The following is a 14,910-nucleotide window of genomic DNA, read 5'->3' as shown; positions in this document are numbered from 1 at the left end:
GGTCGCCACTGCTTCCAGTGACCGGGCCAGAACAAGGACATGTCGTGGCACAGCACAATGCCGATCAGGTCGCCGACTGGAATGGCCAAAGCGGGGAGCGCTGGGTCGCCCACCAGGCCCGGCTCGATGCCAGGGTGGCGGTGTTCGGCCAGGCAGCGATCGAAGCCGCAGCGCCCGCCACGGGCGAACGCGTGCTGGACATCGGCTGCGGCGCGGGCGCGTCGAGTCTGGCTCTGGCCGCCCGCGTCGGCGCGGGGGGCTATGTGCTGGGCGTGGACATATCCGAACCGCTGATCGGCCGAGCGCGCGCGCTTGCGCCACCGGATACGCCGGTCCAGTTCCGAGTGGCCGACGCTGGCAGAGCCGAGCTGCCCGAGGGCGCGTTCGACATCCTGTTCTCGCGTTTCGGGGTGATGTTCTTTGACGATCCTACGGCGGCGTTCGCTCATATGCGCCGTGCGCTCAAGCCGGGCGGGCGGGTCGCTTTCGTCTGTTGGCGTGGTGCGGCCGAGAACGATTGGGTGCGATTGCCGATGGACGCGATCAAAGGCATCGTCCCGCCGACGGCGCCGCCCGATCCCGAAGTGCCCGGCCCATTCTCGTTCGGCGACCGGGGGCGGGTGGTTCGCATCCTGACGGCGGCCGGCTTCACCGATATCGCTATCGCGCCCTTCGATGTTTCCATCCCGTTTGGCGAGGGCGAGACGCGGGACGGGGCGATCGACGATGCGGTGAAGATGACGTTGGAGGTCGGCCCGCTGTCGCGCGCGCTCGCTGATCAGCCCGACGACATCCGCGCCCGCGCCTCGGCCGCGGTTCGTGCCGCTTTCGCGGGCCGCGCCGGCGAGCGGTCGGTGACGATCGACAGCGCGGCGTGGATCGTCACGGCGCGCGATCCGGCAAGCTGATACCGATTAGCAGAGGAGACGCCCTGCTCGGTGGAGGGGGGCGTCTTTGACCGGTCAGCGGGACCAGATAAGGGCGTATTCGCCGGCGGTCTCGGCTCGGAGAGTAGAGAGTTATTAGTTGGCTAATCGCCCGATGGCGATCACCATGATGGGCGGCTTGTTCGTCGCGAGCTTCCTGACGCTCTTGTACCTGCCCGGAAGAGCCTGGATGAGGCCAACACTCCCCAACGGGAAAGTTGCGAACGTCCATGGAAATGGAGCTTCGAAGTCGCCGCGGTGAACTTCGAGATTTGCGTCAAAGTCGTTTGATGGGTGCGCCCAGATGTTCGCGCCATCGAAGCTAAGCTCGCTCGCCGATCGGTTGAAGCCGATATTCACGCCTTGGTATCGCGATCGGCTGCCATAGCCAGTTCAAACACCGGTAATAATCTTCGGCGGTGCGCTCCTGATATTGTTGGCGCCTTACATCGTGCGCGATCGCGTCCTCGGCATGATATATGTCCCAGAGCGCGCGGGATTCGAGCTGAACCCTTGAAGTCCGAATGACGCGGTCGTGCTGAAATCGCTGAAATGCGGCGATTATGTCACCACCTGTCACTTCGAGCAGTGCGGCGAGATAGACGGCGTCCTCGATCGCCATGCCGGCACCCTGCGCGAGCGACTGCAAGGTCGCGTGCGCGGAATCGCCAAGCAGCGTGACGCGGCCTCTGGCCCATTGTCGAATGGGATTGCGATCGGCAAGCGGCCAGCGCCTGGACAGATCCATCAATCCAAGGACTGCCTGCATCTCCGGATGCGTATCCTGATAGGTTTTTTGGAGCTCGGCCTTGTGGGCTACGGGATCGTTCTTCTGGGCGTAGGTATCCGTCCTGAACACCGCGACGATGTTGAGCTCCGTGCCATTCCGCAGCGGGTAGTAGATGATGTGAAAGGCCGGACCGACCCATAGGACGACTTCGTCGCATCGAACAATATCGGGAACCGATTTGATCGGAACAATGGTCCGGTGCGCCACATAGCCCAGCAGACGCGGCTGATCTTGCGGATGCATTTGAGAACGGATCACGGACCGCAAGCCGTCGGCGCCAATCAGAGCCGCGCCTTCGATGATCCCCGCTTCGGCCGTGAGCACGCTGACCCTGTCCCCCAGGTCTTCGAAGCTCGACACTGTGATCGATTGATCCAAGCGAACGTTCGGGAGCTTCCGGCAGGCATCCAGGAGAATGTTGTGCAAGTCGACGCGATGAATCGCGACATAGGGGTCGTCAAACCGGGCCCTGAACGTCTCATCAAAGGGAACGGCGGCGAGCTGCTCTCCCGAATATGCATCGAGCATGAGCAATGCGCTCGGCTTGTGAGATTGTGCGCGAACAGTGTCGGCGACCCCCATTTGCACGAAGGCCGAGAACACGTTGGGGCCCATCTGGATCCCGTAGCCAATGGCGCCGATGTGCTCGCTTTGCTCAAGCAGGCGCACCGGCAGTCCCTTCCTGCCGAGCGCCAAGGCCGCCGAAAGGCCGCCAAGGCCACCGCCTACAATCAGGATTTCGTTGCTATCGCGGCTCATTAGAAGCTCCTATTGGCTTTGCCAGGACGAAACCGATGCGGCTACTTCTGCACCAGCGGGCAGCCGCCTTCGGCGATTGGCCTAAAGGCCTTGTCAGCGGGGATCACGTTGACGAGCGCGTAATAGTCCCAAGGTCCCTTGGATTCCTCAGGCTTCTTCACCTTGAACAGATACATGTCATGGATGGCCCGGCCGTCGGGGCGGACGGTGACCGCACCGAAGAGGTCGTCCTGAATCGGACGCTCCTTCATCTTGGCGATCACCTCAGCGCCGTCATCGGAGTTCGTTGCTTTCACGGCGTTCAAGTAGGCCAACACCGAGGAATACACGCCGGCATGGTTCATGGTCGGCATCTTGCCGTTGTTGCGCGCCGCGAAGCGCTTGCTCCACTGCCTGGTTCGGTCGTTCAAATCCCAGTAGAAGGCTTCGGTGAAGAGTAGGCCTTGCGCAGTCTGCAAGCCGATCGCATGAACGTCCGAGATGAAGACCAGCAGAGCCGCCAGGGTCTGACCGCCCTGCGGTATCCCGAATTCAGAAGCCTGTTTGATGGCGGTGCTTGTATCGCCGCCGGCGTTGGCCAATCCGATGACTTTGGCCTTCGAGGATTGCGCCTGAAGCAGGAACGACGAAAAATCGGACGTCCCGATCGGATGCCGAACAGAGCCGACTACCTTTGCATTGTTCGCCGCTACCGCTGCCGTGCCGTCGCGCTCCAGCGCGTGCCCGAACGCATAGTCGGCGGTGAGGAAGAACCATGAGGCCCCGCCGCGTTCGACGACGGACTTAACAGTCGCATTGGCTATCGACCAGGTATCGAATGTCCATTGCACGGTGTTGGGCGAGCACGCCTTGCCGGTCAGATCGGAAGACGCAGTGCTCGACGCAAGCAACGCATGGCGGGACCCGCGCGTGATTTCGTTGACTGCCAGCGCGACGCCCGAGTTTGGAAGATCCAGAACGGCGTCCACGCCATCGACGTCGAACCAGCGACGAACGATGGCAGAGCCGATGTCCGGCTTGTTCTGGTGATCCGCGGATATCACTTCCAGCTTGAGACCCGGCCCGAGCGAACCAAAGTCCTCCACAGCCATTTGCGCGGCGAGGACCGAGCCCGGACCGGCGGCATCTGCATAGAGGCTCGACTGATCGTTCAAGACACCGATTTTGACGACGCCATTAGAAATCTCGGCCTGAGCCCCCGTACTCGACAGCAGGGCGGCAAAAGCTGCTGCGGCAATGCAACGCCTCATCATATCCATATCCTCCCAATTGCCCCTGTTCGGAGGCGATATTTATGTCCGTATACCTACATAATATAGTGCAGAAGGTCAAGCTTATCCTGCATACGCGGCCATTTGTCTGGACATCGGCGTCGCCATATCGTATGTGTACGGACAATAATCGGCTTCAATGCCAGTCCATCCACGGGGAGGAGCGCGCGATGCGTCTGTGCCGTTTCAACGACGACCGGCTCGGCCTGGTCGAGGGCAGCACCATCTACGACGTCACCTCATCGACTGAGACACTGCCAAGCCGCCGCTGGCCGTTTCCAATGGGAGATGCGCTTGTCGCGCATCTGCCTGAGGTGTGCCGCGCTGCCGAGAAGCTGAAACCGCACGCCAGCCGATTCGATCTGGCGCGGGTCGCGTTGCGCAGCCCCATTGCCAATCCAGGGAAGGTCATGGCGGCGCCGGCCAATTACCGTCTTCACGTGGAGATCGACGCGAAGGACCCGGCGGTCCACCATAATGTTCACAACAAGCAATTGGCGGGGCTCGAGCGTCCCGTGGAAACGCTCGGCCTCTTCCTGAAGGCGACGTCCTCGGTGGTCGGGCCAAGCCCTGGCATCAACCTGAACTGGCAAGAGCGGCGGAATGACTACGAGGCAGAACTTGTGGTCGTGATCGGAAAAGCCGGAAAGAACATCCGCGCTGAGAATGCGACGGAGCACATCGCCGGCTACTGCGTCGGCCTGGATATGAGCGTCCGCGGCGCGCAGGAGCGAAGCTTCCGCAAATCCGCCGACTCTTACACCGTGCTCGGCCCATGGCTCACGACCGCCGACGAGATTGCCGATCCCGAGCAGCTGACCCTCTGGTTGACGTTAAATGGAACCGAGCGGCAACGATCATCGACGGCCGCAATGACCGTGGGCATACGGCACCTGATCGAGATCGCGTCGAGCGCCTACACGCTCTATCCCGGCGACATCCTGATGACCGGAACGCCGGAAGGTGTCGGCGCGGTGTCACCGGGCGATATCATCGTGACCGGATGCGATGGCCTCGGCGAAATGACAGTGCCCGTCGGCATCTGAAGATCCTCCGGGACTGCCCACAGCTACAGGAATGTATCTTGCCGAAAGCAACCACAGCTTCCTCCACCAATCCGAGCCCCGCAGGGATCGAGTCCGTTGCGAAGAGTTTGATTCTTCACGAATTGCCGGGGTATCTCATCCGCCGGCTCGATAGCCGCGCGGCCTTCCTCTACGAAAAATTCACCGCGCAATCGGACCTCACGCCGCGGCAATTCGGTGTCCTGCTCACGTTGTTTCAAGCGGGCCCGCTTCCCCAAACCGAGCTCGGCAACCGCTTGCATCTTGATCGCAGCACGCTCGGCGAAATGCTGCAGCGGATGGTCGATCGCAAACTGGTGGGGCGGCGCGCGCATGAAAGAGACAGACGCGCCGTCGAGATCGTTCTGACGCAAACCGGAAAGACCGCGATGTTGACAGTGGTCGAACAGGCTCTGGAAGCTCAGAAGGCGTTGCTGTCGCCTTTGCCCGATTATCTCCGGCCGGTGTTTCTGAAGTGCCTGCAGATGCTCGCCGATGCCGACGAGAATGACGATGCCGCCAATCCAGCCGATGGGAGATCATGATGAATAATGTAGTGACCCAGGACCGCGCCGTCCACGACGGCAGCATCACATCGCTGGATGATCTCTATCGCGAGGCGGAGCGCCTGCAGGTTACGCCTGGCTGGATCAGCCGCGACCGGCCGATCTTCTGGAAGGAACCGCGAACCGATTTTGTGCCCGCTCATTGGCACTATCAGCATGTCCGGAGTGCATTGGCGTCGGCCGGAAACTTGATCGACGTCGCGCTGGCCGAGCGCCGTAATCTCATTCTGCGCAATCCATTTCCTGCCAACAATTTCGCGACCGTAAGGACCCTGGTCTGCGCCTATCAGATGATCCTGCCGGGCGAGGTGGCGCCTTCGCACCGTCACTCGGCACATGCCTTGCGTGTCATTCTCGACGCCAAGCGATCCTACTCCGTCGTCAACGGCGAAAAGACCCCGATGGAATCGGGCGACGTCATTTTGACGCCCGGTGGGTACTGGCACGGGCATGGCCATGAGGGCTCGGAGCCGGCTTACTGGCTGGACGGCCTGGATATCCCGTCGGTGCATTTGATGGAGCCGATGTTCTATGAAGAGCATCCTGAGAAGTACGAAAAGATTGCTTCGGTCGCAGCGAGCTCGCGTTTCAGATACTCGCGCGATTTGATCTTGACTGAGTTGGACAAAACTGCCGCGGATAGCGAGGGAGCTCACGGGCCGCGGATCACCCTTGAGGCCCCGGACATGCCCATGGTGGGGCTCACGGTCGAAAGGCTGAACTCCGGCCAGCTGACGCGCCGCCAGCGTTCCACAGCCAATCGGATTTTCGTCGTCATGGAGGGAACGGGTACGACGAGAGTGGGTGACAGTGTTTTTGCCTGGCAAAGAGGTGACACTATCGTTGTCCCGACGTGGTCGGCCTTCAGTCACGAAGCGTCGTCGGATGCTCAGCTTTTCTGTTTGTCGGACGAACCGCTCATGCGAGCCTTCAGGTACTATAGATCGGAATTTGTGTGATGGCTGCGCCGACTTGGCGCCAATAGTTCGGCGCCACTGGTCATTATATTCATGCCTTTCACTGATTCGGAAGCGCCCGCCTCGTCGCAGGCCGGCGCGGGAAAGCGTCAGGTCCGAATATGGCAAGCTGCTTGGGTGGACTTGCCGAGAGCTTTCAAGACAAAGCGAATTTGGGTGCGTATGCCTGCGTCGGTACGCGCACGAAAGCCGCGATACTAACTCAAATATCTGCTCACAGCCCCTTGTGGCCTTTGGCTGACCTCAGCGGGGCGCGTTGCGGGGTCTCCTTTCGAGAGGTGAGCTGGCGCCGTCGTGCTGGTGATTGAGGGCAGCTCTCGACCCAAACGCGCCCCGCTTCCGCTGCCCAGGTCCGAAACAAACGCCCGCAGGACGCCTCGAAATCGCCCGAGATTGACGCCCGAATTGGCCGGCCAGGTGGTACACAGCGGTGGTCACAAAACTCGACCGGTTTTTTTGGAATCCTTGTTTTGCGGCGCTTTTTGCGTATTTGCGGCATCGGGGAAGAAAGTCCCACTCTCTCCGCTGCGGTAAGATTCGCGGCGTGTTTTCGAGGCGTAAGCCCCTGCCCAAAACGGACGAAGGTCCCAGCCGCGGGTGAGCTCGACGTGACGATCGGACAGGATCCAGAGGCGCACGGTTTCCTAGCGAGCGCTTTTATAAAGGAACAGATCTCTGGCCAGGTCGTCGAACTCGCTTAGACCGGATTCGGTTGCGATCGAGCCGGACCAGCGATGATTTCTGCTCCGTTCGAAGTCGAAGCCTCGAGCCCGTAATACTTCTTGACCTTTACATGCGACCTAAGGTTTTTGGGGCGGTACGGCAGCCGCTCATAGTAGTGCTGCACGCCGCCGTTGACGGCAAATCGCTCGAGAACGGTGGAATGCAGGATCGCTGCGTCCTGGACTTCGCGCAGACCTTCGTCCCATTTGAAGCGGCCGCCCAGGTAACCGGGCTCGCGCTCGTCGTGCTGTGGACCGAGCGGATCCGGATGCAGTTTCAGGTAACTGTCGTCTACCTTGATGCCGAAGCCATCGGGTGTCTTGCCGTCGGGCAGATTTCTTGCCGCATGCACCATCCATCCGAGTGAGATGTCGGAAAGCCGCGCTTCGTTTTCCGGATAACTACCTCCGATATCGGAATGGTTGCCGGCAAACCAGACCTGCTGCAGCCAGTCCGGATATTCATGGGGACGTTCCGGACCTTTGTTGTGTGATCCGCCCCAAGGAACCCGAGCAAAGTCAGCGCGGTTCTCGTCGATGGACATGGCGTGGCGCGCGTACCAGACGGCATTGTTCAGGTGCAGGTCGTAGAATTTCATTTTCGGCGAAGCGAGATGCAACGTCTGCCAGAACGTATAGCCGGGGAGGCTCACGGCGGACTTCAGGTGCGTGGCGACGTAGCCTATTCCCGCGACAGCCGCCGCGCCCCCGGCCGCCCATAGGAAGGTCGGCAGGAACGGGAACAGGAAAAATGACTGCGCAAAGCTTAAGGCGGCGATGACACCGGCGGCGCCACCCACCAGAGCGGCGGAGAGGGCGTAGCTGCCGAGCGATGCGACCGTGTCGAACACCCCAACGAAGAACGGAACGGCATTGGCAGCGCCGTCGGCGTCGCTGCCATATTGCTGGCGAAAGTGCGTTGCCAGCGCCTCGCGTTGAGGCAGGTACTTGGTGTCCTTCGGCGAACTGACGTGCTGGTACACTTTCTTTACGGCGTCGCGTGCGATGCGGGTGGTCGTGCCGACATCGCGCCGCAACGGTGAGCCGTCGGACATCGTCGTCGGTACGCCGCACTGGCCCAGCACGGCGGCAAGACAGCGGACCGTGTAGGCACCTCGGCTGAACCCGAAGAGGAAGATCCGGTCGCCCGGCTCCCACATCCGGATAATCGCGGCATAGCAGTCGATGATGTTGGTGGTGATGCCGAGGCCGGTCGCCTGGCTGGCCACATTGTGCAGCCAGCGATAGGCGCGCGTGACGAACAGCGCGCCGCCCGGCGGTTGGGAGCCAAGGCCGGCGTCGTAGAAGGCGAGCTGCTCGCGCGGGTCGATCGCTGTGTCGGGGCCGCAGCGCGTCGCCCGGTACAGCTTGTAGACATTGGAGCGGTTCTCGTCCGGACGCAGGCCGCCGGCCTGGCCGGTGCCGTCGGAGAAGATCAGGATGTTCTTTGGCATGGCGTCCTCGCAGGTCAGAGTGAGTGGAAGGGAACGAAGGGCTCGGCCTCGCGGTCGAAGAAGTGGCGCCGCAGTTCGGGCAGTTGTTCGCGGGCCTCGGTGAACCCGCGGTTCTTCATCTCGGCGATCCGTTCTGCGTCATCCATCGTGTAACGGCCGGCAGGCGCGGTTTGGTCGATGCGCCAGATCGCGCGGTGGTCATGGCCGTCGCCGGTAACGATCTTGGCCGTCCCGAGCGCGCTGTGCGACTGGCCCGCGATGAATAGGCGCGCGATCGAGGATGCCATCGGAAGCTTGCCCTTCCACCGCGGCGGTGCCTTCATGTCGTTGATGGTGCCGATGCTGAGGATCTTCAGCCTGTCCGCCGGCCAATTCAGCATCCCGACGGCCTCGATCGTCGCCACGCCGATCGGGTTGTTCGCCCAGACGCCGCCATCGACGAGTTCGATCGCGTCATCCGTCATGTGGGGCTTGAGGAATGTAGGCGCGCCCGCCGTCGCCATCGCCGCATCCAATGCGCGGACACGGTAGTCGGTCTCGAGCCGCCGGTGATGGGCCGTCTTGTAGATGTAGACGCGCTCGAGCATCGGATGCCATGCCGGAATCACCAAACGAGTGCGGCTTTCGCCGAGCCGGCGCTCGCCGAGGATGTCGGCGATGGCGTCGTGCAGCGACTGCGACGAGTATTTGGTTCCAAACCAGTGCATGGCTCCGCGCAGCCGCTGCCGAACGAAGTTGCCGACCAAGCCGTGCTGCTGATCGAAGATCGCCGGTCCCCGCTCCTCATAGAGCTTCAGGATGTCCTTGGCCGACAGCCCGAGGCCCAAGGCAATCGCGATGATGCCGCCGGTCGATGTGCCGGCGATCAGGTCGAAGTAGGACCCGACCGGCGACCTCAGGTGATCTTCCAGCTTGGCGAGGAGGGCCGCGGGAAACACGCCGCGGATGCCGCCGCCATCGATCGACAGGATCTTGTAGGTGCGCGTTTCGTCGCTCATTCTTCGTTTCCAATCTCGCATTCGTCGGGCCGGCGGATTCCCAGCCGACGCCGGCCTTGCCGGGTGCGGGAGGCTTCCCCCGGATGCATGCCGCCGCCCTTCCACTCTCCCGACTCCAGCCAGTCTTCGAAGTAAAACAGCCAGAGAGACGTCCAGGGCACGATGGTTTGGTCGAGCCGCAACCACGGCTGCCATTCTCGCGTCCCCGGCAAGTAAAGGCAGAGGCGCGTGGGGTTGCGGTAAATGTGGGGAAGGTCGCGGTCGCCCGCGAGCAGCTCGATGTCAGGGTCGTCGACGAAGACCCTGGGCGACGCGTCGCAAGCCATCTCGATCCGGATCAGGTAGTCCCGGCTCAACGGCGTTGGCGACGTGGCGTAGGCCCACGTGAAGCTGCCGGCCCGTAGGGCGCCGGCGCCTGCGCTGAGGGGATTGCCCTGCAGGTTCACGTATTGCTGCGCCATCGTCAGCGCTTTCGGTCGTCCGAGCCGCATGATGTCAGGGCCCACCGCCGAAGAAGGTGTTGGCGCGAACCGGAGTCGCGCTTGCCGCGGTACCCACGATCAGGCCCGCCGGCCGCGAGACCGAGAGGCGGTTCGTGGCGCGCGCGGTGTCGACGCGTTCGGTCAGGGAATCCATCGCCTTGTTCGCCGGCGCCGTGCCGAAGATGTCGCCGAGGAGACGCCGCACCTGGTCAAGACCCCGCGCGCCGGCGAGGTGCTCGACGTCGGCAACGACCTTACAGTGCCATGCGAAGAAGGCGCTCGCACGCTCGGGGTGCTTGTTCCACTTCTCGCAGAAGTTTTCGCCGGCAGTGGTCTGATTCCAGAGGCACCACATCACGCGCCCCTCGACCGTACTGGTCTGCAGCATCTGCGGCATCCGGCTGAGCACATCGACGATCAGGTCGAGCTCGTGGTCGTACTCGGAGGTGCTGACGCACATTTCATAGGCCCGCGACGCCAGCGTCGTGATGATGATCGAGAGTGGTGCGAGCCCTTGGTCGTCATCGATGAAATGGACGTCACGGTGGCGCTTGGCGATCTGCACGATTCGGCGCAGGATGCCCTTCAGCCGCTTCTCCTCGGGGTACGGCTCGACCTGCGCGTCGGACCGGGCGCTGTCGAATGCCTTGCCGAACACCGACCGGATGCGCGGCAGAAGCGCTGCCCGTCGCTCGAACTTGGCGCGGTAGCCTTGCGGATTGGACGCTTTCCACATCTTCAGCGTCTTGTCGGGAACGAGCTCTCCACCCAGGCGGCATTCCGGATTCGGGATCGAGGGCGTGATGTCGAGGTGGAATTCGTTCGCGTAATCCAGGCGCCAGCACCGCGGCATCTCGACCAGCAACCCCGCATAGTTGCCGTTGCTGCGGAGTCGGTCGCCGATCCGCTGCTTGAGCAGCGCCGGAGAGACCGCGAGATCAAGGTCGGGCACATGCGCGACCAGGTCAACGTCGTGCTCGTTGGCTCCGATCGGCTTCACGGCCGTGCCGATGGCAACCGATCCCTGAAGCCTGATTGCGATCGATGCCAACAGCCAGTCGTCCGATCGGGCCAGCCAGTCACCGACGCGTTCATATCGCTGCTTTGCGAGGTCGCGCTGATAGGAGGACGGCTCCACGTACTGGCAGACCTCCTCGATGAGGCCGACCAGTTGCGTCTGGCGCAACTGCGCCCGCTCTGTTATGTAATTCATTGTTCCGACACCAGTTTTCGAGTTACTTGCCCCCGGTTGCCTCTCGAAACCGGTCGCCTCTACAACTGAATGCCCGCCAGCCGGACCTTTCGGACTCAAAAAATCTTTGTCCGAAATGATTTTTCAGCCGGCATAGGAAGCGTGAAGTTATGGACCTCCTTGGCGCGCCTTTTGCCGAAGCTGCGGCTCCTCCCCCGGATCACCTTACCTATGACGAGGTGGTCTCGGCGCTGGATGGGCTGACCCCGCTAGATCTCGCTCGGCTCGATGCAATTGAGCGGCGTCACCTCGAGGGCACGGACTTCGCGGACGGCGACTTGCTTCAAGAGGCTGTGTGCTCCGCGGTGTTCGAGGAGAAGACGTGCCCCCGATCCATCCTGTTCATTGCCTTCCTGGCTCAGTCGATGCGGAATATTGCGAGCAGGCGGCGCAAGCGGCTCCAGAAGCAGGTGGCACCTGAGGATGCCAGGACGGACGACGGCGGCAGGAAGACAAGCGACGGGAAGAGTAAGTCGCCGCTGAAGGATGCGGGGCCGAATCCGGAGCAGGGCATGATGGAAGCGGAGCAGGACAGGCGGGCATCGGAAGTCTGGACGGTGCTGAATGCCCACTTCGGCCCCGACGAGGAGATGAGCATGGTGCTGCTGGGCTGGGAAAATGACATGAGGGGCGAGGAACTCCGCGATTTTGTGGGCATCGACCAGGCTCGCTTGGATTACGTGATCAAGAAGATCCGGCGCATCGGTCGCCGGGAATACCCGAGGGGATGGCGGATATGAGCAGAGATCCAACCGACCTCGAACGGCTGGCAAAAATCGGCAAGGCCATCGACGACAGCATTCTCGACGCATCCGAAGCCGACCTTCGTGAAGATTTCAAAGAGGCGGGCGATGATTTCGACAAAGCTGCCACGCGCGCCGGCTCGGCCGTAGAAGAGGCCAAGGCGCGCGCGGCTCGAATGCGCTTCAAGCAAGCTCAGGACGAGGTGAACGCGTTACGCGACCAGCAGAATGTCAAAAGTCTGGATCTTGAAAAGGCGCGCCGACGGCTGGATGGAATGAGATCTGGCCGCGTGACGGACGCCATGATGGCCGCGCGTAAGGGTGGCAAGCTGTCGGAACGCGACGAAGAGGGGCTACTTAACGACTTGGCCCAGCTACAGGCGCTCGAAAACGAGGACCAGGAAGAACGGGAAGAATGACGCCAGCGGAGCGCCTGCTCATCGGACTTGGAATCACTGAGCCCAAGGACATCGACCTCGATGCCATCGCTTGGACCCAGCGCGCGGTAGTCAACTACAAGCCGATCGACAATTGCGAAGCCACGATCGTGGGATCAAAGCGGCATGCGGTGATCTCGATCAATTGTCTCAGCATGCGTCAGCGCCAGAGATTTTCGCTAGGGCACGAGCTTGGGCATTGGCACCATCATCGCGGACAGGTTCTCTTCTGCGGCAAGAACGATGTCTGCAACTTCAAGCACGACGCGCTCAATCCAGAGCGCCACGCCGACGAGTTCGCATCCGACCTGCTTCTGCCTAATTTCATGGTGCTTCCCCGCTTGCGCAAGATGAAGCGGCTCATGTTAATCGCGTCCAGAGAATTGGCCGAGGAATTCGACGTCAGCCTCACCGCTACGCTGGTGAAGATGACGGTCCTGAACCATTTCCCGATGGTCATCGTTTGCCACAACAAGCGGGAACGGGTCTGGTACCAGGCGGCTCCGATGATTGCGCCGTGGTGGCGACCTGTCAGGCAATTGGACGACCAAACGTTCGCCGCTGACATGCTATTCCGGGGTGCAGGCGAGCAGACCTTTCCTAGAAAGAACCCGGCGGACGCTTGGTTCGACTTCAAGGGGTGCGACCGGCATATGGTGGAAGAGCAGTCGTTCCTTTTGCCGGACGAGGAGATCCTGACGGTGCTGACATTGCCGCAGCAGGCGATCGCACATTAGTCCGCCAGTGCGAGGTCGATCACGTTCGCAGATGCGTCTTGCGCCCATTCGCCAAGCGTGTCCACACAGCCAAAAGACCCCTCGGGGCTTTTTCGCGCTCATAAGCAGGATTGCGAAAATCCAAGCGGATTTGGTAAATCAATTCAATGATCTACGAAATCGAGTCACTCTTAAGGGCGGCGATCGAGTCACTCTTATTCGGGAATCGAGTCACTCTTTCGGTGTCCGCACACCACGCGTAGCCCGAAGGGCGAAGCGTGGTGGGCCCGGCAGGACTCGAACCTGCAACCAGACCGTTATGAGCGGCCGGCTCTAACCATTGAGCTACAGGCCCCGCCGCGAGACGGCCCGCGGGATCAGCGGCCGGCAACGGTGCGCGGTTCGTTTACAGGGACGGAGGCGGGGGTGCAATGCTGGCGCCGGCGGTTGCAAACGTTGGCGCGGAAAGGTCTGAGATTTTTGAATAACCGAAATTTGCGATAATGCCCTTATAGTCCTGTTTTGCCCGACGGCGCAAGCCCATCTCGCCGAGCCTTCGCCCCCACCTTCTGGTAATCGCGCCAGGGTGCTCGGTTTTTCGATTTTGTAACCCCTTGTGATCGCTCGATATTTCTACTGTGCATGGGGTTGTTTTCGCACATTCTGTTCGGAGGGGTCTTCCGATCCCCTCCGATGTCGCGTTGGCGTGCTGAGGCGCGCGGCAGTTCCGCAGGCCTAGTCCACCGACACGCCGGCGAACTCCACCACCTTGCGCCACTTCTCGGTCTCGTCGGTGACCAGCTTGCCGAACTCGGCCGGCGTCATCGGCTTGGGGATGCCGCCGGTCTCGGTGAGGCGCGCGACCAGCTTCGGGTCCTTCAGCGCCTCGTTGACGGCCTTGTTGAGGATCTCGATCACGTCCTGCGGCGTGCCCTTCGGCGCGGAGATGCCGTAGAAGCCGACCGATTCGAAGCCGGGCAACGTCTCGGCGATCGCGGGCACGTCGGGCACGCTCGGCCAGCGCTGCGGCGAGGTCACGCCGAGCGCGCGGACATTGCCGCCCTTGGCCTGCTCCATCGCGGAGGGGAGGTTGTCGAAGATCAGCTGCACCTTGTTGGAGATGATGTCGGGGAACGCGATCGCAGATCCCCGATAGGGCACGTGCACCATGTCGCACTTGCTCATCACCTTGAACAGCTCCGCCGACATGTGCACCGAGGTGCCGTTGCCGGACGAGGCAAAGGAGATCTTGCCGGGATTGGCCTTGCAGTAGTCGATGAACTCCTGAACCGTCTTCGCCGGGAACGCGTTGGAGACGACCAGCATGTTGGTGAGCTGCATGATGCTCGCGACCGGCACCGTGTCGCGCAGGAAGTCGAACGGCAGCTTCTTGTAGAGCGAGGTCGAGATCGCGTTGTTGGGCGCGACGAACAGCAGCGTGTAGCCGTCCGGCGGCGAGGTGATCGCGGCAGCGGCCGCGATGTTGCCGCCCGAGCCGGTGCGGTTCTCGACGATGAACTGCTGGCCGAGGCGGTCGGTCAGCCACTGCGCCATGATCCGCGCCACGATATCGACCGGGCCGCCGGCGGAGAAGCCGATGATCCAGTGCACGGGACGGTCGGGATAAGCGGCGGAGGCGGGAGGTGCGGCGCCCAACAGCGTTGAAAGGAAAACCAGCCCGCAAACACTGTTACGCAAAATTCGCAACATGACGTCTCCCATTGTTCTATTGTCGTTGGGCTGCATGCTTTCA

The 14,910-nt window shown here is 61.8% G+C and carries 14 protein-coding genes and 1 tRNA gene; 7 read left to right on the top strand and 8 right to left on the bottom strand.

Annotated elements, in window-relative coordinates; genetic code table 11:
• The first annotated feature begins 44 nt into the window (after window positions 1-44).
• Window positions 45-908, top strand: coding sequence for a class I SAM-dependent methyltransferase (locus IVA93_RS29590; RefSeq protein ID WP_247402913.1), 864 nt, complete (start codon window positions 45-47; stop codon window positions 906-908).
• Window positions 909-1,248: 340 nt separating this feature from the next.
• Here IVA93_RS29590 and IVA93_RS29585 read toward each other — a convergent pair whose 3' ends face one another.
• Together IVA93_RS29585 and IVA93_RS29580 are read right to left on the bottom strand one after the other, a co-directional pair.
• Window positions 1,249-2,475 (bottom strand): FAD-dependent monooxygenase, encoded by a 1,227-nt coding sequence (locus IVA93_RS29585; protein WP_247789296.1) that lies wholly within the window; start codon window positions 2,473-2,475, stop codon window positions 1,249-1,251.
• A 41-nt stretch (window positions 2,476-2,516) separates the two neighbouring features.
• On the bottom strand, window positions 2,517-3,734 hold the full coding sequence (locus IVA93_RS29580) for an ABC transporter substrate-binding protein (RefSeq protein ID WP_524536833.1): 1,218 nt from the start codon (window positions 3,732-3,734) through the stop codon (window positions 2,517-2,519).
• Window positions 3,735-3,916: 182 nt separating this feature from the next.
• Between IVA93_RS29580 and IVA93_RS29575 the strand changes: the two genes are divergently transcribed.
• Genes IVA93_RS29575 through IVA93_RS29565 form a run of 3 tightly spaced genes read left to right on the top strand, consistent with a single transcriptional unit; the run spans window position 3,917 to window position 6,335 of the window.
• Window positions 3,917-4,792: a fumarylacetoacetate hydrolase family protein gene (locus IVA93_RS29575; protein ID WP_018460125.1), complete on the top strand. Its 876-nt coding sequence runs from the start codon at window positions 3,917-3,919 to the stop codon at window positions 4,790-4,792.
• A gap of 38 nt (window positions 4,793-4,830) precedes the next feature.
• Window positions 4,831-5,355, top strand: a complete 525-nt coding sequence (locus tag IVA93_RS29570) for a MarR family winged helix-turn-helix transcriptional regulator (RefSeq protein ID WP_157643140.1) — start codon at window positions 4,831-4,833, stop codon at window positions 5,353-5,355.
• The gene (locus IVA93_RS29565; RefSeq protein ID WP_247541364.1) at window positions 5,355-6,335 is read left to right on the top strand and encodes a cupin domain-containing protein; all 981 of its coding nucleotides are present in this window, start codon (window positions 5,355-5,357) and stop codon (window positions 6,333-6,335) included. The genes IVA93_RS29570 and IVA93_RS29565 overlap by 1 nt, the downstream gene beginning before the upstream one ends.
• A gap of 715 nt (window positions 6,336-7,050) precedes the next feature.
• Here IVA93_RS29565 and IVA93_RS29560 read toward each other — a convergent pair.
• Genes IVA93_RS29560 through IVA93_RS29545 form a run of 4 tightly spaced genes read right to left on the bottom strand, consistent with a single transcriptional unit; the run spans window position 7,051 to window position 11,222 of the window.
• Complete coding sequence (locus tag IVA93_RS29560; RefSeq protein ID WP_247485820.1) at window positions 7,051-8,529, bottom strand: T6SS phospholipase effector Tle1-like catalytic domain-containing protein; 1,479 nt, start codon at window positions 8,527-8,529, stop codon at window positions 7,051-7,053.
• Window positions 8,530-8,543: 14 nt separating this feature from the next.
• Window positions 8,544-9,527 carry a CBASS cGAMP-activated phospholipase gene (locus tag IVA93_RS29555; RefSeq protein ID WP_247789295.1) on the bottom strand — a complete coding sequence of 328 codons (984 nt, stop codon included), beginning with the start codon at window positions 9,525-9,527 and terminating at the stop codon, window positions 8,544-8,546.
• A complete protein-coding gene (locus IVA93_RS29550) occupies window positions 9,524-9,988 on the bottom strand; it encodes a type II CBASS E2 protein (protein WP_247402870.1) in 465 nt (154 codons plus the stop codon). Before IVA93_RS29550 ends, IVA93_RS29555 begins: the two co-directional genes overlap by 4 nt.
• 34 nt (window positions 9,989-10,022) lie before the next feature.
• A complete protein-coding gene (locus tag IVA93_RS29545) occupies window positions 10,023-11,222 on the bottom strand; it encodes a nucleotidyltransferase domain-containing protein (RefSeq protein WP_247402867.1) in 1,200 nt (399 codons plus the stop codon).
• 149 nt (window positions 11,223-11,371) lie between these two features.
• Here IVA93_RS29545 and IVA93_RS29540 point away from each other — a divergent pair, with 149 nt between their 5' ends.
• Genes IVA93_RS29540 through IVA93_RS29530 form a run of 3 tightly spaced genes read left to right on the top strand, consistent with a single transcriptional unit; the run spans window position 11,372 to window position 13,178 of the window.
• The gene (locus tag IVA93_RS29540) at window positions 11,372-12,001 is read left to right on the top strand and encodes a hypothetical protein (protein WP_247402864.1); all 630 of its coding nucleotides are present in this window, start codon (window positions 11,372-11,374) and stop codon (window positions 11,999-12,001) included.
• Window positions 11,998-12,423 carry a hypothetical protein gene (locus tag IVA93_RS29535; RefSeq protein WP_247402862.1) on the top strand — a complete coding sequence of 142 codons (426 nt, stop codon included), beginning with the start codon at window positions 11,998-12,000 and terminating at the stop codon, window positions 12,421-12,423. The genes IVA93_RS29540 and IVA93_RS29535 overlap by 4 nt, the downstream gene beginning before the upstream one ends.
• Window positions 12,420-13,178 (top strand): ImmA/IrrE family metallo-endopeptidase, encoded by a 759-nt coding sequence (locus IVA93_RS29530; protein WP_247402860.1) that lies wholly within the window; start codon window positions 12,420-12,422, stop codon window positions 13,176-13,178. Before IVA93_RS29535 ends, IVA93_RS29530 begins: the two co-directional genes overlap by 4 nt.
• Window positions 13,179-13,436: 258 nt before the next feature.
• Here the strand turns inward: IVA93_RS29530 and IVA93_RS29525 are convergent.
• Both IVA93_RS29525 and IVA93_RS29520 read right to left on the bottom strand, forming a co-directional pair.
• Window positions 13,437-13,512: transfer RNA gene (locus tag IVA93_RS29525), tRNA-Ile, on the bottom strand.
• Window positions 13,513-13,892: 380 nt separating this feature from the next.
• Window positions 13,893-14,867, bottom strand: a complete 975-nt coding sequence (locus IVA93_RS29520) for a Bug family tripartite tricarboxylate transporter substrate binding protein (RefSeq protein ID WP_039799642.1) — start codon at window positions 14,865-14,867, stop codon at window positions 13,893-13,895.
• Window positions 14,868-14,910 lie beyond the last annotated feature (43 nt).

Source organism: Bradyrhizobium sp. 155 (assembly GCF_023101105.1).
GTDB classification, from domain to species: Bacteria; Pseudomonadota; Alphaproteobacteria; order Rhizobiales; family Xanthobacteraceae; genus Bradyrhizobium; species Bradyrhizobium canariense_D.
The sequence above is the reverse complement of the archived record's forward strand: the minus strand, read 5'-3'. Positions and strand labels throughout refer to the sequence as shown.